The 23148-nt window shown below is 69.8% G+C and carries 21 protein-coding genes and 1 pseudogene; 18 read left to right on the top strand and 4 right to left on the bottom strand.

From position 1 onward, the window contains the following. Positions 1-277 precede the first annotated feature (277 nt). Positions 278-1162, bottom strand: a complete 885-nt coding sequence (locus tag HD596_RS37280) for an SDR family oxidoreductase (protein ID WP_185074181.1) — start codon at positions 1160-1162, stop codon at positions 278-280. Positions 1163-1276: 114 nt separating this feature from the next. Between HD596_RS37280 and HD596_RS37275 the strand changes: the two genes are divergently transcribed. The 14 genes from HD596_RS37275 to HD596_RS37205 all read left to right on the top strand — a co-directional run bounded on the left by HD596_RS37275 (position 1277) and on the right by HD596_RS37205 (position 14700). Beyond that, the gene (locus HD596_RS37275) at positions 1277-2194 is read left to right on the top strand and encodes a LysR family transcriptional regulator (protein ID WP_185074180.1); all 918 of its coding nucleotides are present in this window, start codon (positions 1277-1279) and stop codon (positions 2192-2194) included. Between the two features lie 110 nt (positions 2195-2304). Beyond that, positions 2305-4416 (top strand): golvesin C-terminal-like domain-containing protein, encoded by a 2112-nt coding sequence (locus HD596_RS37270; protein ID WP_185074179.1) that lies wholly within the window; start codon positions 2305-2307, stop codon positions 4414-4416. Between the two features lie 212 nt (positions 4417-4628). Beyond that, on the top strand, positions 4629-5825 hold the full coding sequence (locus HD596_RS37265) for a cytochrome P450 (protein ID WP_185074178.1): 1197 nt from the start codon (positions 4629-4631) through the stop codon (positions 5823-5825). Between the two features lie 32 nt (positions 5826-5857). Further along, positions 5858-6490, top strand: a complete 633-nt coding sequence (locus tag HD596_RS37260; RefSeq protein ID WP_185074177.1) for a TetR/AcrR family transcriptional regulator — start codon at positions 5858-5860, stop codon at positions 6488-6490. A 193-nt stretch (positions 6491-6683) separates the two neighbouring features. After that, positions 6684-7331 carry a hypothetical protein gene (locus HD596_RS37255; protein ID WP_185074176.1) on the top strand — a complete coding sequence of 216 codons (648 nt, stop codon included), beginning with the start codon at positions 6684-6686 and terminating at the stop codon, positions 7329-7331. A gap of 74 nt (positions 7332-7405) precedes the next feature. Then, entirely contained in the window at positions 7406-8581 is a 1176-nt protein-coding gene (locus HD596_RS37250; protein WP_185074175.1) for an MFS transporter, read from the top strand. A gap of 51 nt (positions 8582-8632) precedes the next feature. Then, positions 8633-9583, top strand: coding sequence for a serine hydrolase domain-containing protein (locus tag HD596_RS37245; RefSeq protein ID WP_185074174.1), 951 nt, complete (start codon positions 8633-8635; stop codon positions 9581-9583). Between the two features lie 61 nt (positions 9584-9644). Beyond that, entirely contained in the window at positions 9645-10130 is a 486-nt protein-coding gene (locus HD596_RS37240; protein WP_185074173.1) for a GNAT family N-acetyltransferase, read from the top strand. Between the two features lie 97 nt (positions 10131-10227). Beyond that, on the top strand, positions 10228-10563 hold the full coding sequence (locus HD596_RS37235; protein ID WP_221520972.1) for a YciI family protein: 336 nt from the start codon (positions 10228-10230) through the stop codon (positions 10561-10563). A 1-nt stretch (position 10564) separates the two neighbouring features. Next, positions 10565-11806: an RNA polymerase sigma factor gene (locus tag HD596_RS37230; RefSeq protein ID WP_185074171.1), complete on the top strand. Its 1242-nt coding sequence runs from the start codon at positions 10565-10567 to the stop codon at positions 11804-11806. Between the two features lie 93 nt (positions 11807-11899). Next, on the top strand, positions 11900-12649 hold the full coding sequence (locus HD596_RS37225) for a DUF998 domain-containing protein (RefSeq protein ID WP_185074170.1): 750 nt from the start codon (positions 11900-11902) through the stop codon (positions 12647-12649). 16 nt (positions 12650-12665) lie between these two features. Next, the gene (locus HD596_RS37220) at positions 12666-13274 is read left to right on the top strand and encodes a maleylpyruvate isomerase family mycothiol-dependent enzyme (protein WP_185074169.1); all 609 of its coding nucleotides are present in this window, start codon (positions 12666-12668) and stop codon (positions 13272-13274) included. A 326-nt stretch (positions 13275-13600) separates the two neighbouring features. Further along, a complete protein-coding gene (locus tag HD596_RS37215) occupies positions 13601-13876 on the top strand; it encodes a hypothetical protein (RefSeq protein ID WP_185074168.1) in 276 nt (91 codons plus the stop codon). Positions 13877-14325: 449 nt separating this feature from the next. After that, entirely contained in the window at positions 14326-14700 is a 375-nt protein-coding gene (locus HD596_RS37205) for a hypothetical protein (RefSeq protein ID WP_185074166.1), read from the top strand. A 159-nt stretch (positions 14701-14859) separates the two neighbouring features. Here the strand turns inward: HD596_RS37205 and HD596_RS37200 are convergent, their stop codons facing one another. The 3 genes and pseudogenes from HD596_RS37200 to HD596_RS37190 form a co-directional block, all read right to left on the bottom strand. Further along, a complete protein-coding gene (locus HD596_RS37200) occupies positions 14860-15879 on the bottom strand; it encodes a serine hydrolase domain-containing protein (RefSeq protein ID WP_185074165.1) in 1020 nt (339 codons plus the stop codon). Positions 15880-16011: 132 nt separating this feature from the next. Then, positions 16012-16488, bottom strand: coding sequence for a hypothetical protein (locus HD596_RS37195; RefSeq protein ID WP_185074164.1), 477 nt, complete (start codon positions 16486-16488; stop codon positions 16012-16014). A gap of 32 nt (positions 16489-16520) precedes the next feature. Next, positions 16521-17563, bottom strand: a pseudogene (locus HD596_RS37190) (transposase). A 448-nt stretch (positions 17564-18011) separates the two neighbouring features. Here HD596_RS37190 and HD596_RS37185 point away from each other — a divergent pair. The 4 genes from HD596_RS37185 (at position 18012) to HD596_RS37170 (ending at position 23024) form a co-directional block, all read left to right on the top strand. Then, positions 18012-18197, top strand: a complete 186-nt coding sequence (locus HD596_RS37185) for a hypothetical protein (RefSeq protein ID WP_185074163.1) — start codon at positions 18012-18014, stop codon at positions 18195-18197. Positions 18198-18201: 4 nt separating this feature from the next. Then, complete coding sequence (locus tag HD596_RS37180) at positions 18202-19296, top strand: hypothetical protein (RefSeq protein ID WP_185074162.1); 1095 nt, start codon at positions 18202-18204, stop codon at positions 19294-19296. A 243-nt stretch (positions 19297-19539) separates the two neighbouring features. Then, entirely contained in the window at positions 19540-19920 is a 381-nt protein-coding gene (locus HD596_RS37175; protein WP_185074161.1) for a hypothetical protein, read from the top strand. 596 nt (positions 19921-20516) lie between these two features. Next, positions 20517-23024 carry an NACHT domain-containing protein gene (locus HD596_RS37170; protein ID WP_185074160.1) on the top strand — a complete coding sequence of 836 codons (2508 nt, stop codon included), beginning with the start codon at positions 20517-20519 and terminating at the stop codon, positions 23022-23024. The last annotated feature ends 124 nt before the right edge of the window (positions 23025-23148 follow it).

The following is a 23148-nucleotide window of genomic DNA, read 5'->3' as shown; positions in this document are numbered from 1 at the left end:
CCACGACCTCGGACAAGCACCGCCGATCAATAGCCCCGGCGGCGCGATCGCGAACCTGCGCCAAAGGTCGGTCAGGAGTTTCACTGGAGCATCGCAGGCGGCCAGGGCCCCGTTACCCGCATACGATCGCACGATCACGATTCGCTTTTGCGTCACGGACGCCTTCTTCCACGGGACCCGCCGATGCTTGCGCTCCCGCCCTCTCGGTGGATGTTTGATCCTGGGATTCGGACCAGGCGCCGGTGGAATGCCACACAGCTCCAGGCGCGCCGCCGGCTCAGCCGTTGAAGTAGTGTCCGGCGTTCAGGTCGGCGATGAGCCCGGGCCGGTCGGGGCGCCAGTCCAGCAGCTTCTGGGTCAGGGCGGAGGAGGCCGGCGTGTCCAGCGTGACGAAGGAGCCCAGCCAGCCGAAGTGCTCGCCCGCCTCCCGCGCGGTGATCGCGGTCACCGGCACGCCGAGCCCGCGCCCGATGACGCCGGCGACGTCGCGTACCGGCACGCCCTCCTCGGCGACGGCGTGCAGCCGCGCACCGGCGGGCGCCTCCTCCAGGGCCAGCCGGTAGAGGCGGGCGGCGTCCAGCCGGTGCACGCTCGGCCAGCGCTGGTCGCCGTCGCCCACGTACGCGGAGACGCCCTTCGCCCGGGCGATGCCGATCGCGGCCGCGATGAACCCCGGGTCGCCCTCCCCATGCACCAGCGGCAGCCGCACCACCGAGACCCGCACCCCGCGGGCCACGAACGACAGCGCCACCTGCTCGGCGGCCCCCCTGGGCGAATGCGTCCCCGGCTCGTCCTCCTCGGTGCCAACGCGGCCGGGCGGGAGCAGGCCGGTGCCCGAGGTGATCACGAACGGCCGGCCGGACCCCGCCAGCGCCTCGCCGAGCGCCGTGATGGCCCGCCGATCGGTCTGGTTGGCGGCCTCGAAGTTCGCGAAGTCGTGCACGAAGGCCAGGTGAATGACGCCGTCCGCGGCGGCGGCCCCGTCGCGCAGGCCGGCGAGGTCGTCGAGGGAGCCGGGGTGGGGCTCGGCTCCCGCGGCCCGCAACGCGGCGGCGGCCCCGTCCGTACGGGCCAGCCCGGCCACCTGGTGCCCGGCCTCGATGAGCTCACGAACGACGGCCGAACCCACGAAGCCCGTGGCGCCGGTGACGAAAACACGCATGATGATCTCCTTCTTCAGCGGTGTTCCCATCGTCGGAGCCGGTGCCGTACGGCGTCCAAAGCCTGTTCCTCATCGGGCGATACGTTTCGGGCATCACCGCAGTAGGCTGCCGTTATGCCCGACTCGCCCGATCTCGATCTGCGGCTCGTGCGCTACTTCACGGCCGTGGCCGAGCATCGGCATTTCGGCCGCGCCGCCGAGGCGCTGCACATCACCCAGCCGTCGCTGAGCCGGCAGATCCGCGGCCTCGAGCGGCAACTGGGCGTCCGGCTGCTCGACCGTACCCCGCAGGGCACGCGGCTCACCGAGGCGGGCGAGGTCTTCCTGCCGCGCGCGAGGACGCTGCTGCGCTCGGCCGCCCGGGCGGCGGCGCAGACCCGCGCCGCCGCCCGGCCCAGCCGGATCACGATCGGGTACACGGGGGGCCTCATCATCACGCCGGCCGTGCGCGAGCTGCGCCGCCTGCACCCGGACGCCGACGTACGCACCTCACACGTGGCCTGGAACGAGCCGCGCCCCGCCCTGCTCGACTACCGGGTGGACGCGGTGGTGACCCGGGTGCCGTTCGCGGCTGACGGGCTCGACGTGACGATCCTGTACGACGAGCCGCGGATGCTGCTGCTCTCGCGCGACCACCGCCTGGCGGGCAGGCAGTCCGTGACGCTGGACGACATCGCCGACGAGCCGCTGCCCCGGCTGGCCGACCCGGACCCGGCCTGGGAGGCGTACTGGCGCATCGATCCCAGGCCCGACGGCCGCCCGGCCCCCGACGGCCCGCTCATCACCAGCATCGAGGACAAGTTCGAGCCGATCGCCGCCGGGGAGGCGGTCGGGATCGCGGCCGGCCCGATCTTCGTCAACCTCCGCCCGGACCTCATCTCGATCCCCCTGGAGGGCGTCGAGCCGAGTCACGTCGTGCTGGCGACCCGGGCCGGCGACCGCAACCGCCTGGTGCCGGCGTTCCGCAAGTCCGCCATGGCTCTGCTCCCGGAGGCGGCGGGCGCGGTGGGCGCAGGAGGAGAACGGCCCTGAGCGGCAGATAGGGACCGTCTCACGTTCCACCCGGTGAGATGATCTCCGCGGGCGCGCGGCGAACCTCGGCCGCCCGCCCCTGCCCACACCCCCCACTCCGGAGGCAGCACATGCCCCAGCCAGATCCCCGCCGTCCCCTGATCGGGCGCAGAGCCTTCGGCCTCGGAATCGCCGCGGCCTCGTTGACCGCCGCACTCGGCCCCGCCTTACCCGCGGACGCGACGACGTCCCGGCGTTCGGCGACACCGTCCGGCGACACGGCCTTCGACGAGACGACGCTGTGGGACAACACCGTGGACCCGCTGGAGAGCTACCACGTCCACGGGCTGGCCGTGCTGCCGGACGGCGCCGTCCTGGTCGTCACGGAAGGCCGCCACGAGGTTTGCGACGCGGGCCCGCGAGACCTGCTCGTACGCCGTAGCCCCGACGGCGGCGACACCTGGGAGCCGGCCCGAACGCTGGTCGCCTCCGTCGGAGGCCAGTCGTGGGGGAACCCGGCCTTCGTGGTCGACCGGCTCACCGGCGGCATCTTCCTGTTCTACATGCTCTCCACCCGGCTGCCGGAGAACACCGGCTGCTCCGGCGACAGGGGCGACCTCTTCATGATCTCCAGCGAGGACGGCGGTCTCACGTGGAGCGCGCCGCGCGACATGTCGGGCCTGTTCGACCGGTTCCCGTACGGATGGACGCTGCACGGCCCCGGCCCCGGACACGGCATCCAGCTGGACAACGGCCGGCTGCTGCTCAACTGCGCCCACCGCCGCGAGGTCACCGGCAACACCGTCGACGAACGCCGCTACGGCGTGGCGTCGATCTACAGCGACGACCACGGCCGGACCTGGCACGCCACCGGGGAGGTGCCGGTCTCCGCCGCCTATCCCATCAACGAGGCCAGGCTGATCCAGAGGTCCGACGGCACGGTGCTGCTCAACGGCCGGGCCGCGGCGGGCGGCAACCGGCAGCGGATCGTGTCGGTCAGCGCCGATCGCGGGCTCAGCTGGTCGCCGCCGCGACTCGACGGGGCCACCGGCACGTTCAACGCCGTGGACGCCAGCCTGCTGCGCTACACGGGCGGGCCGGGCACGTCCGAAGTGAGCCGGGTGTTGTTCAGCCGCCCCGACTCCCCCGTCCGTACCAACCTGACCGTGTCGATCAGCTACGACGACGCGCACTCGTTCCGCTACAGCCGGGTGATCAACGAGGGGCGGTCGTACTACTCCGAGCTCGGCCGGCTCCCCGACGGCAGGATCCTGCTCCTGTACGGCCGTGACGGCGACGACCCGAGCTTCCCCCGCCGCGTGGTCATGAGCCGGTTCTCGCTCGAATGGCTGAGCGGCGGCCGGGACAGCCTGGCCACCGGCCCCGGCTACGCCGAACGTCTCATCGACCTCACCACCGGCGCCGCCACGTCCGGCGGCACCATGTCCGTCGCCCAGGATCCCGTGGCCCGCGGCGGGAAGCGGGTGGTGTTCACCACTGCCCAGACCGGCACGTACTTCGAGTACACCGTGAACGTCCCGGCACCGGGAACCTACGAGCTGCTGCTGCGCTACTTCCGTACCGCCGACGGAGGTCTGGTCACCGTCTCGATCGACGGCGTCAAACCCCGGGCCGCCCTGGTGGACACCACCGCCGACCGGGCCGACGGCTACGACGTCGCGCAACTCGGCAGCCTCGACCTGACGGCCGGCTCGCACAAGCTCCGGTTCACCGCTTCCGGGGTGGGCCGCGGCGGCGGCAGGCTGGTCTCGCTCGACACGCTGAGCCTGATCGACGCGCCCTCCCAACCCGACGTACGGGAAGAGGCGGTCGTCGACAACGACGAACTCGGCTACGAGATCATCAGCGGCACCTGGTCGGCCGGCTCGAGCGTGCCCGGCTACCGGGGCGGCAACTACCACTACGCCCCCGCCGGCACGGGCCAACGCGTCGTCCGGTGGCGGCCGATCGTCCCGCTCACCGGGAACTACGAGGTACAGGTCTCGTACACCGCGCACACGAACCGCGCGAGCAACGCGCCCTTCACGGTCCGTCACGCCGGCGGGACCACGCTCGTGCGCGTCGATCAGCGAAGGAGCGGAGCGACGGAGCCGCGCGGCGGCTCCTGGGTCTCGCTCGGCACGTACCGCATCAGCGAGGGGGTGGGCAGGGTGGAGCTGAGCGACGACGCGAACGGCGTGGTCATCGCCGACGCCGTCCGGCTGCTCCGCGCACCCGGATGACGGCGGCAACCGTCTGCCTCTCCTTTGGAGGCTGCACCGCCGCACCGAGGACTACGGCTATCAGGCCGTCGTCCGCGCCACCGGCCCCGACGCCGGGCGGCCCGCACGATCGCTGAGAGCGGAAGGACGTGCGCCGCTCACGCCACCAAGTGATGGACTACTCTCGTTTTTGAAGGGCGTTTCCGGCACATCTGGCCTCTCCAGGAGATGACATGAGCGATCCTGTGACTCTGCCCCTGCACATGCGGCGCACCGCGTTCGACCCCGTTCCCGAGCTCGCGAAGTTGCGCGACGGCGCCGGCATCGAACGGGTGCCCACGCCGTTCGGGCTCGAAGCCTGGCTCGTCACCCGCTTCGCCGACGTCAAGGAGATCCTCGGAGACGCCGAGCGGTTCAGCAACAGGCGCCCGCAGCACCTCCCGGCCCCCGGCATGCAGGGCCTGAGCCCCGAGCAGGTCGCGAAGATGCAGGCGGGTAACCTGCTGCTGTTCGACCCGCCCGAGCACACCCGGCTGCGCAGGATGCTGACGCCGGAGTTCACGATGCGCCGCATGCGCCGGCTGGAGCCCCGCATCCACGACATCGTCAACGACCACCTCGACGCGATGGAGCGCGCGGGCTCGCCCGTCGACCTGATCAAGACGTTCGCGCTGCCCATCCCCTCGCTGGTGATCTGCGAGCTGCTCGGCGTCCCGTACGAGCACCGCGAGGACTTCCAGCGGCGTACCAACACGCTGCTCGACATCTCCAGGCCCGCCGAGGAGCGCACGGCGGCCTCCCTGGAGTCGCGGGCCTACATGTCCGAGCTGGTCGCCCGGGCCAAGGCCGAGCCGGGCGAGGACATGCTCGGCATGCTGGTGCGCGAGCACGGCGACGACCTGTCGCTCGACGAGCTCGCCGGCATCTCCAGCCTGCTGCTCCTGGCCGGCCACGAGACGACCTCCAACATGCTCGGGCTCGGCACGCTGGCCCTGCTGCGCCACCCCGACCAGCTCGAACTGCTCATGAAGGAGCCCGAGCGGATCGGCGCCACGGTGGAGGAGCTGCTGCGCTGGCTCAGCATCGTGCACTCGGGCGTGGCCAAGGTGACCACCACCGACGTGGAGATCGCGGGACAGCACATCCCGGCGGGCGATCTGGTGATGCTGGCGCTGCCCTCGGCCAACCGCGACCCGAAGTTCATCTCCGATCCCGACCGCTTCGACATCACCCGCGGCGAGATGGGCCACGTCGCCTTCGGCCACGGCGTGCACCACTGCCTGGGCGCGCCGCTGGCCAGGATGGAGCTGCGCATCGCCTTCCCCGCCCTGTTCGGCCGCTTCCCCGGCCTGCGCGAGAGCGGCGCCCCCGCCGAGTTCCGCTCCTTCCACATCGTCTTCGGGCTGACCAGCTTCGAAGTCGCCTGGTGAACCCGGGGCGCGTCGGCTGCTAGCGTTCACGTGTGCACGAGCAGCGACAGCGAGCCGACGCGCTGCGTAACGCGGACAAGATCGTCCGGGCCGCCATCGCGAGTCTGCGCGAGCACGGCCCGGACGTGTCACTCGAGGAGATCGCCCGGCACGCCGGCATCGGCAGCGCCACCGTCTACCGCAGGTTCGGCGACCGCGACGGCGTGATCAGGGCGGCCTTCCAGACGTACTTCGCCGAAGAGGTCGAGCCGCTGGTCCTGGCCGCCCGCGACGCCGACGACGCCGGGCGGGCGCTGACCGAGGCGATGACCGCCTCGGTCGAGACCCTCGCGGCGCACCGCGCGCTGCTGCGGGCGGCGCGCATGTCGGGGGCGTTCACCGTCGACATCGCCGCCCGGTTCATGGGGCCGCTGGGCGTCGTGCTGGCCCGGGCCCAGCGGCAGGGCGTGGTACGCCGCGACCTGATCGTCCGCGACCTGGCCGCCATCCTGGTGATGGCGCTGGCCACCATGCATCCGGGCGACCCCGGATGCGACGATCTGCGCCGCTACCTGGCGCTGCTGCTGTCGAGCCTGCGGCCGGCGGACGACGAACTGCCGGCCCCCTCCGCCCGGTCGCACCACATCCTCGACTCGTCCCCGGCTTCGCGACAGATCGACTTCTGATGGCGGCCTTCCCCAGGACGGGCCGGACGTCGCCGTAGTCCATGACGACGCGCGGGGTCCTCTCCTCGTGCGCGCCGTCCGGCACAGGTGGCTCACGCGGATCCCCCGCGTGGGGGATGCCCGCGGACGCCGCAGCCGCGAGCATCGGAACGCGCCCGGCGAACACACCACCTGCCTGATCGGAGGCCCCCGCATGACCACCACCCTCGGCGAAACACCACGGACGGGACGGCTTCCGGCCATCCTGGCGAAGCTGCACGGCCGGACGGCGGCGGGCGTGCCCCGCTGGGCCGTGTGGGCCGCCTACGCCACCACCTTGACCCCGCTGCCCTCCGGCATCTGGCGGATCGCGGCCTTCATCTTCGGCGCGCCGCTGCTGGAGTACGGCGGGGCGCCCCCGCCCGGCCACGGGCCGGTGTTGGTCGACGGCGAATGGTGGTACATCGTCACGCTCAGCGTGGTCAGCGAGGCGGTGGCATTCCTCACCGTCGGGCTGGTCGCCCAGTGGGGCGAGGTGTGGCCGCGCTGGATCCCCGGGCTGGGCGGGCGCCCGGTGCCGGTCCTGGCGGCCGTCGTCCCGGCCGGTCTGGGCGCGGCGGTGTTGCTGGTCTTCCCGTTCGCGCTGGTCATGTTCGCCTTCGGCCGGATGATCAACGGGAGCCCCGCCGGCTTGGTCGTGCACGGCTGGCAGGCCGTCGCCTTCTGGGTCACGTACGCGCCGCTGGCCGCCTGGGGCCCGCTGCTCGGCCTCCTGACCGCGCACTACTTCCGGCGACGGCGCCTTCAGCACGTGGCGCTTCAGCACGTGGCGCCGATGTCGTCACGGCATGGTGTGGTCTGAAACCTGCCGGTATCCGCCCTACCCCCGCTGCTTGGCTGGTTCCTCAACCCCACGGTCCCAACCCGAACGGAACCATGTCCACGATCATCCAAGCCCGGCCACGCCCACCGCTCATCAGCTGGCTGGCGGTCACCTCGCTCACGCTGGGCATCTTCGCCATCGTCACCAGCGAGATCCTGCCCATCGGCCTGCTGACCGACATCGGCGCCGAGTTCGGCATCTCCGACGGCACCACCGGGCTGACCATGACCCTGCCCGGCATCGTCGCCGCCGTCGCCGCGCCCGCCGTCACGCTCGCCACCGCCCGCCTGGACCGCCGGGTGATGCTGTGCGCGCTCATGGCGGTGCTGGCTGTCGCCGACGTCCTGGCGGCGGTGGCGACCTCGTACTGGATCATGCTGGTCTCCAGGGTGCTGGTCGGCCTCACCATCGGCGGCTTCTGGTCCATCGGGGCCGGGCTGTCCGCCCGCCTCGTGCCGCCGCGCTCGGCCGGCACCGCCACCGCGCTGATCTTCTCCGCCGTCCCCCTGGGCTCGGTGCTCGGCGTGCCGGCCGGCACCTTCATCGGCCACCTCGCCGGCTGGCGAACCGCCTTCCTCGTCCTGGCCGCGCTGTCGGTCCTCGTACTGATCGCCCTGCTGATGCTGCTGCCGCCGCTCCCCGCCGACGAGGTCACCAGCGGCCGCGTCCTGCTCGGCCTCCTGCGCGGACGGGGCACCAGGATCGCCCTGCTGGCCACGTTCCTCATCGTCCTGGCGCACTTCGGCACCTACACCTACGTGACCCCCTTCCTCCAGAACGTCACCCATCTGGACCCGGCCGCCGTCAGCGCCACGCTCCTGGCGTACGGCATCGCCGGGACGGCCGGGAACTTCCTGGCGAGCAAGGCGGTCGCGACCGCCCCGCGAGCGGCCTTCCTGGCCTGCGGCGGCCTGATCGCCCTCACCACGCTCCTGCTGCCCGCCGCCGGCACCACCACCGCCGGCGCCGTCGTGCTGGTGGTGGTGTGGGGACTGGCCTACGGGGGCGTTCCGGTCTGCTCCCAGGCCTGGTTCATGAACGCCGCCCCCGGGACGCCGGAGGCCGCCACGGTCGTCTTCACCTCCTCCTTCCAGGCGACGTTCGCCCTCGGGGCGCTGGCCGGCGGTCAGGTCGTGGACGCCTTCTCGGTCTCCACGGCGATGATCTGCGGCGGTCTGACCGCCCTCCTCATGGCGGCGGCTTCGTGGTCGCTCACCAGGCCCCGCTGACGGTCTGTCAGGCCCTGCGAGGATGGCTTCGTGCCGCATCTTGGGACGCGAATGAAAGCCATCGTCGCCGAAGCCGGATACCGGGATGACGAGCCGCTCGTCGTCGGGCTGCAGCAACACGACAACGCGCCGGCTTTTCACGCGCAGGGGCTGACGGCGAGGAGCGCGACGCTGTCCGCCACCACGCCCATCTACGCGGCCTCCCTCTCCAAACAAATCACCGCCGCGTGCGTGGCATCGCTGGTCCAGGAGGGTGCGCTGGACCTTGAGTCCGCTCTGTCGCGCTGGCTGCCCCAGCTGCCTGCGTGGGCCGACGGCATCCGGGTCCGCCAGCTTCTCCATCACACCGCGGCGCTGCCCGCCGACCGTGACATCGACGCCGTCCTGGCCGGAGATGCCGACCGGACCAGCGAAGGCGTCCTCCAGGCCCTCGCCCGGTTTCCCGCTCTCCGTGGCAGGCCGGGCGGCGGTCACGCCTATTCGAACGCGGGATATGTCTGCCTCGCCGCTGCGGCGGCACGAGCGGCCGGCCGGCCGGTTCCGGATCTCGCGCGGGACCGGCTGTTCGCCCCGCTGTCGATGGACGACACGTTCTACTGGTCCGGGCCCGCCCCCGCGCCTCCCGGCGCGGCGCCGCTGACCCCTGAGCACCCGGCGCCGCTGTCCCTGGGCGACGGTGGCGTGTGGACCACCGCCGGTGACCTGCTGCGATGGAGCCAAGCGCTCAACGCCGATGAGCTCGGCATCTCCCCCCTCCTGCACACCCCGGGCCGCCTCGATGACGGGACGCCGATCGACTACGCCTGGGGCATCGGCGTCCGCTCACACGCCGGGCACCGCGTCTATCGGCATGGGGGCGGCTGGCGGGGGCTGCGGGCCATGCAGGCCCGGCTGCCCGACCTGGGCTGGAGCATCGTGTTCGTCGCGATCGCCGACGACACCGAGCGGCGGGCGGTGCTGCTCGATCTGCTGCTCGACGAGGTGGTGGCAGAAGACGGGTAGCCGGATCCGGTTGCCCTTCAGGGGTTTTTTCGGAGGACTTCCGCCTGGCATGCTGCCGTTCATGATGGAGGTTCGGATTCGGCCCGCAGGCGATGACGATCTTGAAGGTGTCCTGGCGCTGGCTCCCCGGCTGGCCGAAGGGGTGGCGGCGTGGCGTGACCCCGAGGGCGCCACGCGGGCGGCGCGGGAGTGGCTCACCGGGTCCCTCGCCGCGGCCAACGCCCGGCGAGCGGTGGTGTTCGTCGCCGTGGACGGTGAGGACCCGCAGGTGGTCGGCGTGGTGTCCGTCCAGTGCCAGCGGCACTTCACCGGCGCGATGGACGCCTACGTCGGCGAGCTGGCCGTCCATCCGCGAGCCGTCCGTACCGGAGTGGGCCGGCAGTTGATGGCCGCCGCCGAGGACTGGGCCCGGCAGCAGGGGCTGCGTCACCTGACCCTGGAGACGGGGGCGGCCAACACGGCCGCCCGGCGGTTCTACGCCGCGCTGGGGTACCTCGAAGAAGGAGTGCGGCTGACCCGCTCCCTGGAGACCGCGAAATTTCCGTGAGGAGGTTGTCCATTTGGCGGGGGGCCGTTCGTGGTGATTCTGTACAGCGGGCCCGCTGTATGCCGAACTCACCCACGAAGGGGACACCGTGAAGTACATGATGCTGATCAACGCCGCCACCACCGACGACCAGGACGACCCGTGCACCGTCGAGGACTGGATGGCCTACGACAAGTCCGTGCGCGAGGCGGGGATCTGGGTGTCGGGCGAGTCGCTGGCCGATCTGGTGACCGCCACGACCGTGCGCGTGGACAGGGACGGCAGGCGGACCGTGACCGACGGGCCGTACGCCGAGACCCGGGAGGTGCTGGGCGGCTTCTACGTGATCGACGTACCGGACCTCGACGTGGCGCTCGACTGGGCGGCCCGCTGCCCGGGCGCGCGCGGCGGCGGGTCGGTGGTCGTACGCCCGGTCGCCGACTTCAGTGCGTGAGATGTCCGGCGTGCGTGAGGTCGAGGCGGTCTTCCGGGAGGAGCGCGGCAGGCTGCTGGCCGCGCTCGTACGCCGGTTCGGCGACCTCGACCTCGCCGAGGAGGTGACCTCGGACGCCATCGAGGCGGCGCTGAAGCACTGGCCGGTCGAGGGCGTGCCGCCCAAGCCGGGCGCGTGGCTGATGACGACGGCGCGGCGCAAGGCGGTCGACCGGCTCCGGCGCGACCAGGCCTTCGCCGCGCGGCTGGCCATCCTGCAGGTGGAGGCGGACCGGGCGGCGCACGCCCCGCCGGCCGACGCGGACGGCGAGCTGCCGGACGAGCGGCTGCAGCTGTTCTTCACCTGCGCCCATCCCGCGCTGCCCGCCGAGGACCGCGGCGCGCTGACGTTGCGCTGCCTGGCGGGGCTGACCACGCCGGAGGTGGCGCGGGCCTACCTGGTGCCGGTGCAGACGATGGCCAAGCGGATCGTCCGGGCGAAGAAGAAGATCCGCGAGGCCCGCATCCCGTTCCGCGTGCCCGGCGCGGACGAGCTGCCGGAGCGGCTGCCCGGGGTGCTCCAGGTGATCTACTCGATCTTCACCGAGGGGTACGCGGCCAGCTCCGGCCCCGATCTGCAACGCCTGGACCTGGCCGAGGAGGCGATCCGGCTGGCGCGCATCCTGCGCCGGCTGCTGCCCTCCGAACGGGAGGTCGCCGGGCTGCTGGCGTTGATGCTGCTGGTCCATGCACGTCGCGATGCCCGTACCGGTCCCGACGGCGAGCCGGTCCTGCTGGACGAGCAGGACCGTGGCCGCTGGGACCGGGACCTCATCGAGGAGGGCTCGGCGCTGGTGATGACCGCGCTGAGCGGCCGCCCGCCCGGCGCGTACGGCGTGCAGGCCGCCATCGCCGCCCTCCACGACGAGGCGGCGGACCTGGCCACGACCGACTGGCCGCAGGTCGTGGCCCTGTACGACGTGCTGCTCGCGCTCGACCCGTCCCCGGTGGTCGCGCTCAACCGGGCGGCGGCCGTGGCCATGCGCGACGGGCCGGAGGCGGGCCTGGCCCTGCTGGACGAGCTGGCCGGCGAGCCGCGGCTGCGCGGCTACCACCCGTACCTGGTGGCGCGCGCCGACCTGCTGCACCGGCTCGGCCGCCTCCCCGAGGCCGCCGCGGCCTATCGCGCGGCCCTGGACGTGGCCGGGAGCGAGCCGGAGCGCGTCCACCTGCGGCGCCGCCTGGCCGCCGTCGAGGAATCCTGAGGAATTTCGCGGGCGGCTGTCCATCCGGCCGCACCCCGTTCGTGGTCATGCCGTACGGCGAAGCGACGACCGCCAAACGCGAAAGGATCCACGATGAGCACCATTGCCGAACCCACGACCTCCCCTGCGACGGGGGCCGCGCTGCTGCTGGGCTGCGGCGCGGTCGCCGGGGCCCTGTTCCCCGTCGTGTCGTTCACGCAGGCCTTCACCCGGACCGGGTTCGACCTGCGGCGGCACGCGATCAGCGCTCTCACGCTCGGCGACCTGGGCTGGCTGCAGACCGCGAATTTCGCGCTCACGGGCCTGCTGGCGTGCGCCTTCGCACTCGGCGTACGACGGGCCGCCCGTCCCGGCGCGGCAGGAGCGTCCGCGCTCAGCGTACGACGGGCCGCCCGTCCCGGCGCGGCAGGAACGTCCGCGCTCAGCGTACGGCGAACCGCCCGTCCCGGCGCGGCAGGAGCGTCCGCGCTGGTCATCGGGCCGATCCTGATCGGTGCGTACGGCGTGGCGATGGTCGGCGGCGGGGTCTTCACGCCCGATCCCGCCCTGGGCTGGCCGGCCGGTGCCCCCGCCGGGCTGCCGGAGCACCTCAGCACCGGCAGCGCCCTGCACACGGTCTTCGGGGCGACGGCGTTCATGTCGCTGATCGTGGCCGGGCTCGTCTTCGCGCGGCGGTTCGCGAGCCGTGGCTGGACGGCCTACAGCGTCATCAGCAGCCTGGCCACGTTCGTCCTGACCGTGCCGCCGTGGGGCGAGGACAGCGCCAGCCTGCGCTTCGCCGCCGGCGCCGTACTCATCCACGCCTGGCTGGCGGCCCTGTCCTTGCGGCTCGGAAAGCACTGATCGAGGAGATCCGAACATGCGACACGACGACATACTCATCTGGACGAAGGCGGAACGGCTGAGCCTCGCCGCCTTCCTGGAAGACCTGGACGACCACGAGTGGGACGCCGCCTCGCTGTGTGACGGCTGGACGATCCGCGACGTGGCCGCTCATTTGACGCTCTCGACGCGTACCACCCTGTTCGTGGCGATCAGGGGCGCGATCCGGGCGCGGGGCGACTTCAACCGCATGGTCGCCGACCTCGCCCGGGAGCGGGCCGCCCGGTTCCAACCGCACGAGCTCATCGCGCAGCTGCGCGAAACGGCCGGCTCGGCACGCCGCGCTCCGGGCGCGAGCCCGCTCGACCCGCTGGTCGACGCGCTCGTCCACGGTCAGGACATGGCCCGCCCGCTGGGCCGTACGCGCGAGATGCCCGCCGAGGCGGCAGTCGCGGCGCTCGACCACGTGGTGGCCGGCAAGTTCTACGGCGGCCGGGAGCTCCTGCGCACCACACGGTTGATCGCCACGGACGCCGACTGGTCGGCGGGCGAGGGACCGCGCGAGGTGCGCGGCCCGGCGGCCGACCTCCTCCTGCTCGCCACCGGCCGCCCGGCCGCCCGTGAGGACCTGCGTTCCACACGGTGACCGCCGGCCTCGGGGGCAACCATCACCGGCCGGCGGTCGGCGGTCGGCGGTCGGCGGTCGGCGGTCGGCGGTCGGCGGTCGGCGGTCGGCGGTCGGCGGTCGGGGTCGGCGGCAGGGGCCGGCTGCCGCCCCTCCCCTCACTCGCCTGACACCAGATCACGGGATCTGGTGAATGGGCAAGCACCGTTCGATCCGGTCATCCGGCGGAGTTTGCGGTTTATGCGCCGCAGGCCCGGCGGCACCTTACCGCCTATGCGCTACGAGTAATTCGTGTCAGAATGACCTGTGTTCTCAGCCATGTCCAGGATGAAGAAAAGGAGCATTAAATGGCTGGACATCGAGTGCGCCTGGCGGCGTTGACGATGGGCGTCGTCAGCATGTTAGCGGTATCCAGCGGGATCGCGGACGCGTCCGCCGGCCGTACGTACAGGGTCGCGTACCAGGGGCCCTTCAGCGCCGAGACCACCTGCAACGCATACAGCGCCGCACTGAACGATCCGCCGGACGTCTACAGTTCTCCCTGCTTCTACTCCGAAAGCGGCGTCCCCGGCTACAAGCTCCTGCCGGGCTGGTATTTCCGCTACCAATACTCCATCGACTGAGCAACCGGATCTTATTCCATCGAGCGGCGATCCCCTTACTCAGGGTGACACGACTCGGAAATCTCGCTCATCGTGAACTATCGGCATGCCGTCGGCGACGCCTGGCGTCTATCGCCAGTCCGAAGAAAGGTATTCGTGCACCGGCCGGGAAATATCCCGAAAGGCATACCGACCCAGGGGTGTCGGTCGGAGCTGGCGTTTTATAAGTGGTCGGAGTCAACGATCGCGTACCACCGCTCCCAGATCCGCGCGCATCTGGGCTTTCGCAGCTGTACGACGGCCGATGCGGGCAAGGCCGGGGTGTGGCTGGCGGGGAACATCGCGCATGCCGAGCGGCGCCCGGATCGAGTGCGTGAGGAGTTGCTGAAGCATTTGCGCGAGGAGCCCTGGAGCCGCCTACGCCGGGCCGGCTCTCCCGGATCCTGGCCTCGGCACTGCATCAGGCCGAGGTGACCTGGTCGGCACGGATCACCTCCCGGCTGAGCGTGGAGACCACGGGGCGGATCTGCGCCTTGGCTGGGATCTTCACCGTGGATGAACGGGTGCAGGCGCGGAATCGGGCGCTCGGCACGGATGAGGACGGTCTGCTGGCGTTCATCAAGTCGGCGCCTGGCAACGTGAGCCTTGAGTCGATGATGACCGAGATCCGCAAGCTGGCCGCAGTGCGGGCCATCGACCTGCCCACCGGGGTGTTCGCCGACGTGGCCCCCGAGGTGCTGGGCCGCCTGGCGAGCGCGGGCGGCAGAGACGCTATCGGGCATTATGTCGTGAATGCGCTGCTTCTACCGCTCTGCCTTCCGCCAGGATGCACGGCGTTGAGGTGATGATGGATCGAGAGACGAGACGGCACGGGCAGCCCGTACGTCGACCAGCCGACCCACCACCGCGCGGGTCGTGTGCTGGACCTGTGGCAGTTCCCCGTCAAGTCTGCGTGTTGACCGGGAACCTTCGCCCGAGGTTCCGGGACACGGTCCGCATCCGCATCACCGCTGTGTGAGCTCCTCCTCCAGCAGACGGGCGATCGGCCATGCTCCAGGGGAGGAGTTGGAGATCACGGTGTGCGTCAGCTGCGCCTGGGGCCGGTGAACGCTGCGGAACGAGACGCCGGCGTCGTATCCCGTCAGCATCACCGCGTCTTGTGATCCTGGCGATTCGGGGAGCCAGAAGCCGAGGCCGTATCGCCTGGACTGCGACGGCATTTGGCTGCGCGGCCGCAGCATTTCCGCCACCCAGCTCGATGACACGATCTTCCCACCGAACATGGCACGCCAGAAGGAACCGACGTCCCGCACGGTGGAGTAGATCCCGCCGTCGCCGCTGCCGCGCACTGGCAGGTGGAGCACGTTGGTCCTCGATGCGCCCTCGATGGGCAGGTAGCCGACAGCGGTGCGGCCCGGTAGTTCGTCCGAGCGCAGGAACTCGGTGTCGTGCATGCCGGCGGGCTCGCAGACCCGGTGGCGTACCAGGTCGTGGAAGGACCGCCCGTCGACGCGTTCTGCGATCAGCGCGAGTACCACGTAGCCGGAGTTGTTGTACGAGAAGCGCTCGCCGGGGGCGAACTTGCTGGGATGCCCGTCAAGCACCGCCAGGTACTGTTCGGTGGTGGCCAGCGCGTGCACGGGGATCGGCAGCACATAGTCGGTGATCTCGTGCCCGGCGTTCTCGTCGAAGTAGTCGCCGATGCCAGACCGGTGCGCCAACAGGTGCTCGACGGTGACGCCGTCGTCGATGAGCGGGAGATCCTCGCCGAGTACCGAACGGGCGGTCGTGGACAGCTCGAGCACGCCCTGCTCGATCAGGCTGACGACCGCGAGCGCGGTCAGCCCCTTGGTGCCACTGGCGATCGCGAACCGGGTGTCGACCGTGTTGGCGATCTTGTGACCGCGGTGGGCCAGGCCGTACGCCTTGGCGAACTCGTTCACGCCACCGCGATCCACCGACACCACACCGGCGAACCCGGTCGCGTGGGCTATCGCGTCGACCGCGTCTTCCAGAGGGGACATGTGAACCCTTTCAGAGTGGCAGCCTGATCAGACATCGATAACGGCTGTCCGCCGGTTCCTCAACCCCGCGCACGACGGGAGTGCCGAAGCGCTGACCGCCGAACTGAAGGAGCAATCGTCAAGACCTGTGGATCAACTATTCGTGTGGAGGGCGAACGCCTCCCGGTTCTGCGTGACTGCCGCGATGAGATCGCCAAGATCACACTCCACGGAAGCATTGACGACGGGTTTGAAGTCATGGACCCTCGCCGCCGTCTCAGTGAAATCAGAGGGGTAGAAGCTCCATCCCTCGATGCTGCTCCAGCCTGCCTCAACGGTGGCTTGGCCACCGTCCGGCGACGAGACGCGCAACCAGGCCGTGCACTGGTCCGAGAAATCGAAGGGCAAAAAGATGGTGTCTCCAGTGAGCCGCAGTCGCTGGAGGTGCTCACCCCACTGGTCGAGGAGCCGCACCAGGCTATCCGCGACGTTCTGACCTGCCTGTGCGGACTCGTCGACGGCTAAGTAGTACGAATCGCAGACATGCCGATAGGCGCCCAGCCGCAGAATTAAGTCGTTGTGGACATCACGATCGGTAATGCGCTCCAAGCGCAGCGGGACGTGGTTCATGGTGAGCACTCCAGCCTGGTCAGGTCTTGAGGCTATGCCACTGCCTTCTCGGGACGTTCGACGAGTTGACCTTCGATGAAGGTCGCACCGGCACGAACCAGAGCGACCAGGTGAACGCCGTTGATCGCGCGCCAGCGGGTTTGAGCGGACTCGATCAGCTTGACGGCCATCGCCACGCCGGCGGCGCGGGAGCCTGGGCCTTTGGTGACCCTGGTGCGATGCCGGACGGTGGCGAAGGTGGACTCGATCGGGTTGGTGGTGCGCAGGTGCCGCCAGTGCTCGGCCGGATAGTCGTGGAAGGCCAGGAGTTCCTCGACACGGCCTTGGGAACCCTGGCACCGTAGGCCGTCTCGAACGCGGCCACCGCCCGATCCTTGTTCCCGGCATTCCAGACGCGCCGGGCGCAGTCGCGCAGCAAATCAGCCCACGACTCGGCCGACTCCCGGTAGCCATCGGTCAGCGCAATCGATTCCTTGTGGCCGTCGGCGCGCACCCCGATCAGCACCAGCAGGCAGAGCTTGTGCTCGGCCAGGCGGATGTTGACGTGGATGCCGTCGGCCCACAGATAGACGTAGTCGACGCCGGACAGGTCCCGTTCGGCGAACGCTCGCTGCTCGGCCTTCCACTGCTCGGTGAGCTTGGTGATGACCGGCGCCGACAGGCCGTTGGTGGAGCCGAGGAACTGGCCCAGGGCGGGCACGAAGTCGCCGCAGGACAGGCCGTGCAGGTAGTGCAGCGGCAGCACCTCGGTGATGGCCGGGCTCTTGCGTGCCCAGGGCGGCAGGATCGACGAGGAGAAGCGCCGGCGCTCGCCCGTGGCCGGGTCGATGCGTTTGTCGTTGATGCGCGGGGCGCGGACCTCGATGGCACCCGCGCTGGTGAGCACCTGCCGGGGCTCGTGGTGACCGTTGCGCACCACCAGGCGGCGACCGCGTTCGTCACGCTCGTCGGCGAACTGCCCGATGTAGGCGTCGACCTCGGCTTTGAGTGCCTCGGCGAGCATCCGGCGGGCGCCCTCGGTGGAGGTGGCTGCGGCGCGGTCGCCGTCGGCGGGGTCAGGGACTACGGTGAGCACGGGTGTGCCTTCCCGACCGATGTTGGCGCGAGATCTCCAGGTCAGCACAAGGTGATACAGAAGGGGGCCCACTGTTGGCGCAGCAGGCCCCCAAGGTCGAGGTGTTCCGTGGTCGAGACGGACGGTCCCCTTCGAAAGTTCACCAACTCTCAGGCGAACTTTCCTCCATTGAAGCGGTACAAAATGGACATCGGTAGCGTGTGTGGCATATTCGCACGCTCGCGAATATCGCTGTCCAACTTTGAACGCTACCGAACAGTGGCGAACGCCTCCGAACATCCGCGCCCACCAGCGTTTCCTCGGCTCCGCACATGGAGCCGAACAGGCATGCGGCGTAGGCCATCATTGGTTCAACGCCCCTGATTCCGGACGGTTGGCGCCGACGGGATCACGATGTTTTTCGGGGCCTTTCCGTGGTCGAGCCGTCAAAAAGTAGGTGATCCCCTCGATGTTCTCCGTTCGTTTCCGCTTCCCAGGTGCCGGCGTCGTCATCCTGATCATCGTCATCGTGTTCACAGTGACACTGCTGCGTCTGGGCTATGAGCCGGAGGTAGCACTCGCGCTGATCGCGGGCACTGCGGCGGTGGCGGTCAAGGCCACGCAGCAGTTCCTTCCCCGGTCGAAGACGATCTAAGCGGATGGTGGTTCGCAAGGGCGGTGAAGAGCCCCAGCGTCAGGCAGGGAAGGTAGCGGCGGACAACTCGTTGTTCCGGCTGCGGGAAGCGTTGCAGACTTTGGCGTCGGCGGAAGACGACCGTGCGCGCGCACTGGGAACCCTGGCCGCCGCCGAGAAGCAGCACAAGCGTGCCGAACGGGTTCTGGCGAAGGCCGAAGAAGGCCGTGATCAGGCGGCACTGGCTCTGGCCGCGGCCAAGAAGGACCGCATGCGTGCCGTACGGGTCCTGGCGGAAGAAGCCGACCAGGTGTATGCGAGAGTCGGCTCCCTGGACGCCATGGAAAACAGTGCGGTTGCGCGTGCGGAGGGAGAGTTGGCAGATGCCGATGCTCGTATCGCGAGTGCCGAAGACGACCTGGTGCACGCCGACGCCCAGTACAGGGATGCGATGGGGGAACTGGTCCGGACTGACGCTCAACGCGCGCGTGCCGAAGAAGAGCTGACGCACGCCGATGCCCGGCGCGCACAGGCGGAAAAAAGACTGAGGCTTACGGAGCAGCAGTACAACCTTACTGAGCAGCAGTACAAGCGCGTGATGGCAGAGGCAGGGGTTGCTCGTGCCGCTGCCACAACCACGGCGATAGAGTCCCACATCGCTGGAAGCTTCAGCAGTCAACGGCTGAATCAGGCGGAGGTGAGCGGACCACCGGAAATGGCGAGCGGGCCACCGGAATTGCCGTTCGGACCGCCAGCAGACCTTCCCGGCTATGTGCTGAAGCCAGATCCGCTGTCTGCGCGAACTCCCGCCGAGTTCGTGGAGCTGTTGAAGCAGTACCGAATCTGGGCGGGCGAGCCCAGTTATCGGGAAATCGTCCGCCGCGCTCGCAATGCGTTCGGCGCCAGCACATTGTGTGAAGCCCTGAAGTCCTCCCACCTGCCGCCCGAGAAGCTGGTTCGGGCCTTCGTCTGGGCTTGCTCCGGTTCCGAAGAGGACCTGCAGGCGTGGACCACCGCCTGGCGGCGGCTACGCATGAAGCATCAGCGGCCTCAGAACGAGACGATGGCCGCCGTCACGGCATTGCCCATCGACCAGGAGGCCCCCGGCGTCGCTGGCTAAGGACACAAGACGCGCTTCCGGCGGGCCTGCAAGAAGCCCGCCAGAAGCCCTCCTTGGTCGCATGATGTCGGCCGCGAAGGCCCGCGCGGGTCGACCCGATTCTTCTCAGGCCCAGCGATCCGGTGGAGATTGCCGCGGGCGCCTGCGTCCCTCCAAAGAGGCTGACGCGCTCAACACAGACTCAACATCTTCTCAACGCCCCGGCCCGCACGATGCCTCTACGAACTCGAACAGGAGGCTCACATGAAGACACTCAAGGCCCTCGTCGCCGCCGGCGCCATCACCGCCAGCGCCCTCGTCGCCGCCCCCGCCGCGAGCGCCGCCACCACCGCCGAGCTCGGCTGCCCGCATCCCCGGGTGGCCAACCGGGACCCCGGCTACGTGACCATGACCGGCTCGTTCAACCTCAAGGCCGGGCCCTACCAGGGCAGCAGGTGCGCCACCATCACCAAAGTCCGCAAAGGCACCAAGTTGTGGGTTCACTGCTGGGTGATCAACAGCTACGGCACCCCGTGGGGCTACATGCAGATCAAGGGAACCCGCACGTGGGGCTGGATGTCGGCCGCGAATGTCGACTACGGCCCCGGCATCAACTTCGCGAAGTGCCCCGGCGCCGAGCTGTGACGCCCTATGCCCAGAAGACTCGGGCGGCGTGCGACCTGTGCGCCGTCCGGGAGACGTGGGGTGTCGGCCGGCGCGCTGGGATAGCGGTCAGGACTGAAGCGGACATGGGCGTCCAGGCTGTGCGGGGAGGACCGTTTTGACTGTGGAGCAGGCCGGCGTCCACCACAGCGCCGCGGCGAGTTCGTCTGCGGTGAGCGGGATGCTGGTGGTGGCCAGAGCGGTGAGCACGGTCAGCATGTCGGTGTCGAGGTCGGGCTGCGCGGTGTCGGCCGCAGTGGTTGTTCGGGCGGGTACGGGCGGGTCGAGGCGGTGCAGCGTGCCCAGGGTCAGGGGTCGCCAGAAGCGTGGTGACGAGCGTCACCATCACTGACATCAACTGGTCACGAGCCACTGCCGCGATCGTTCTCCACTGCGTCGTCGCTCAACAGCGCTCGGCCGCCGCAACGAGACCCGCACAGCCATCAGCCCCACCATCACGAGAGTCCCCATGAACAACGGCATGGGGAGCATCACCCGGGCCTCCAGGATGTGACTGGCCGGAAATCAGGGTCTGTGCAGATGCTGCGAATGAGCCGTCCCGCAGTGACGATGTAGGCGTGAGCAAGCGCACGCGTAGATTCGGCTGGCGCACCACACTTGCCGTGATTGCCTTTTTCGTCGTTGGCGTGCTTGTGCTGTTGGTGTGGCGGTCCTATTCGCCGAAAGAGGCAGTCAACCTCGCGGACTTCGCCGCGGTGGCGTTGGCCGGGGCCACCGCGGTGGCTGCGGTCCTGACCTGGGCGCTGCGCTGGGGTGGTGCGCCCGCTTCCTTACCCGCCGAGGTCGGCAAGGCTGCCGATGTACTGGCCAGGCTGGTGGAGCGTCAATGGCGCGAGGAGGCCCGCAACCGCCTTCTCGATGACCCGGTGCCCATCTCCGTGGGCTGGAAGCTGACCAGTGACCCGACAGTAACGAGCAGCCCTCGTCTGGTCAGCGGTGAACAGGAGTCTGACCTCGATGTGAGTAGTGACGACATCGCCCGCTTGGGCGCTGCCTTCCGATCTCTCGCCCGCCGACGGATCGTCATAACGGGCGGCGCGGGAATGGGGAAGACGACGCTCGCCGTCCAGTTGTTGCTGCATCTTCTCGCCACCCGTCCGACGGACAGAACAGCTGCCGGGCAGGGGCAGATCGTGCCGGTGCCAGTGCTGTTCCCGGTGTCCGGTTGGGACGTCGAAGCCCATCCCCGGCTCCAGAGCTGGCTTGCTACCCGGCTGGATCTGGACTATCCGGCGCTTCGCGCGCCGGAACTCGGTGCGAGCGCCGCTGCGCTTGTCCACGGCGGGTACATCCTGCCTGTCTTGGATGGCCTTGATGAGGTGTCGGCCCCGATGCGAGTCCGGATCATCCAGGCACTCAACAGCTCGCTCAGTGAGGGCGACGGGATGATCCTCACCAGCCGCCGTATCGAGTTCACGGCCGCAGTCCGTGATGCGGGGCGCCCACTCACTGGTGCCGCGGTCATCGTCGCCAGGCCGCTGTCGCGAGCTGTCGCCGCCGATTACCTGGCGGCCTGCCTGCCCGATCAGCCACCGCCCGCCTGGACTGAAGTGCTTGCCGCGCTGCGTTCGGGCTCCGTGCCCGCCCTGGCCGAGCTGTCCGGCATCCCGATGTGGTTGTGGTTGATCCGTACAGTGTTCATGGCTCCCGGCGCGGACCCCCGGCCGCTGGCCGGGCCTCTGGGGCAGGACGCCACGGCGTTGCGCACCTATCTGCTCGACCGGCTCATTCCGGCGCTCATCAAGACGCGCCCGCCAGATGATGCCAGCTCCAACCAGTTTCGGCCCCGCCGCCGGTGGGACCCTGATCGCACTCGCGATCACCTGTCCTATCTCGCCGGCGTGCTGCATGTCCGCGGTACCTACGACCTGGCTTGGTGGCGATTGTCCTTTGATGCCACGCCTGACGATGAGCGACGCCGTGTGGCTGGTCGCATCAAGGTCGTCGCCGGCTTCGCGACCGGCCTCCCGGTAGGGCTGGCTTTCGGGCTGCCGGTCGGCCTGGCGGTAGGGCTGGTGGCCGGATTGGCGCTCGCCTGCCGGCTCTCGGCCAGGTTCGCTCCCGGGCGTCGCCGCAAGCTCATCGCCATGATCGCGGCAGGAATCACTTTTGTCCTCCCGGCCGGCCTGCCGATCGGGCTTGCGATCGGTCTGAAATCCGGCTTCCCGGTGGCGCTCATGGGAGGGTTGCCCATCGGACTCACGGTGGGGCTCGTCGGCGCGCTGGCGATCACGTTCGCCTCGGCGGCCCGGGTCAAAATCGCCGCCGCGGTCACCACCTGGTTCACGTTGTCGTTCGGCGCAATCTTCTCAGGGGACGCTGGGGGCGCCTTGATAGGTGGGCTCGTGGGCGGGCTTGTGACCTTGGTCACTCCGCACGTTCAACGATGGTTCGACCAGACACCCGGGTATGCCGACCTTCGGCTTTCCGGGCGGATGACCGCCCTCGCCCGCCGGCTGCGCATGGCGATCGCGTTCATCGTCCTGTTCCCCTTCATGATCGTACTCGCGTTCAAGATCGCGTACGAGCTTACCGACGGGCGCCTGCTCACGGCCCAGGACGGGATCGTCTTCGCGGGAACGGTCTCGATTGCGGCCGTGCTGTGGGTGGGCGTGGGGACCGGCCTGTTCGCCAAGGCCGTGATCGAGTGGCTGGAACAACCGGCGTCTTATGCGAAGGCCACCACCCCGCTTGCGATATGGAAGTCCGACCGCAGTCTCACCTTGCTGCGAACAACAGCCGCAATGCTCCTGGGCGGCTTGGCATTCGGGCTCCTGGAGGCCTCTGTGGGAGGGATCAAGGGGGGCATCACAGACGGGCTTGCGCCCGGTCTCGTTGTGGGGCTGGTGCTCGGACTCAGGCAGGGCAAGCACCATGCCTGGATGATCTGCAAGATCACCAACTGGCGACTGGCCTGGGCTGGGCGGCTTCCTCTCAACCTGATGGCGTTCCTGGATGACGCCCACCGTCTTGGCTTGTTGCGCACCGCGGGGCCGGTGTATCAGTTCCGGCACGCCGTGCTGCACGACTACCTCGCTGCCGCTGCGGTGAGCTCGTCGCGGTAGACGCCGCCCACCACCGCTGGCAGAGCTACTGCGCGCAGGCCGGCGTCGAGATCGACATCCACCAGCTGCGCCACGCCCACGCTACCGAACTCATCAACGCCGGCGCCGAGACCGGGCAACGAGC

The sequence above is a fragment of the Nonomuraea jabiensis genome, assembly GCF_014204795.1.
Taxonomy (GTDB): domain Bacteria; phylum Actinomycetota; class Actinomycetes; order Streptosporangiales; family Streptosporangiaceae; genus Nonomuraea; species Nonomuraea jabiensis.
The sequence above is the reverse complement of the archived record's forward strand: the minus strand, read 5'-3'. Positions and strand labels throughout refer to the sequence as shown.

Coding starts and splice junctions, on each gene's coding strand:
- HD596_RS37230 (WP_185074171.1), top strand. CDS start 10,565: ATGTCCGGCGTGCGTGAGGTCGAGGCGGTCTTCCGGGAGGAGCGCGGC.
- HD596_RS37255 (WP_185074176.1), top strand. CDS start 6,684: ATGACCACCACCCTCGGCGAAACACCACGGACGGGACGGCTTCCGGCC.
- HD596_RS37180 (WP_185074162.1), top strand. CDS start 18,202: ATGGTGGTTCGCAAGGGCGGTGAAGAGCCCCAGCGTCAGGCAGGGAAG.
- HD596_RS37200 (WP_185074165.1), bottom strand. CDS start 15,879: ATGTCCCCTCTGGAAGACGCGGTCGACGCGATAGCCCACGCGACCGGG.
- HD596_RS37220 (WP_185074169.1), top strand. CDS start 12,666: ATGCGACACGACGACATACTCATCTGGACGAAGGCGGAACGGCTGAGC.
- HD596_RS37270 (WP_185074179.1), top strand. CDS start 2,305: ATGCCCCAGCCAGATCCCCGCCGTCCCCTGATCGGGCGCAGAGCCTTC.
- HD596_RS37175 (WP_185074161.1), top strand. CDS start 19,540: ATGAAGACACTCAAGGCCCTCGTCGCCGCCGGCGCCATCACCGCCAGC.
- HD596_RS37275 (WP_185074180.1), top strand. CDS start 1,277: ATGCCCGACTCGCCCGATCTCGATCTGCGGCTCGTGCGCTACTTCACG.
- HD596_RS37245 (WP_185074174.1), top strand. CDS start 8,633: ATGAAAGCCATCGTCGCCGAAGCCGGATACCGGGATGACGAGCCGCTC.
- HD596_RS37240 (WP_185074173.1), top strand. CDS start 9,645: ATGATGGAGGTTCGGATTCGGCCCGCAGGCGATGACGATCTTGAAGGT.
- HD596_RS37280 (WP_185074181.1), bottom strand. CDS start 1,162: ATGCGTGTTTTCGTCACCGGCGCCACGGGCTTCGTGGGTTCGGCCGTC.
- HD596_RS37265 (WP_185074178.1), top strand. CDS start 4,629: ATGAGCGATCCTGTGACTCTGCCCCTGCACATGCGGCGCACCGCGTTC.
- HD596_RS37185 (WP_185074163.1), top strand. CDS start 18,012: ATGTTCTCCGTTCGTTTCCGCTTCCCAGGTGCCGGCGTCGTCATCCTG.
- HD596_RS37235 (WP_221520972.1), top strand. CDS start 10,228: ATGATGCTGATCAACGCCGCCACCACCGACGACCAGGACGACCCGTGC.
- HD596_RS37215 (WP_185074168.1), top strand. CDS start 13,601: ATGGCTGGACATCGAGTGCGCCTGGCGGCGTTGACGATGGGCGTCGTC.
- HD596_RS37250 (WP_185074175.1), top strand. CDS start 7,406: ATGTCCACGATCATCCAAGCCCGGCCACGCCCACCGCTCATCAGCTGG.
- HD596_RS37225 (WP_185074170.1), top strand. CDS start 11,900: ATGAGCACCATTGCCGAACCCACGACCTCCCCTGCGACGGGGGCCGCG.
- HD596_RS37195 (WP_185074164.1), bottom strand. CDS start 16,488: ATGAACCACGTCCCGCTGCGCTTGGAGCGCATTACCGATCGTGATGTC.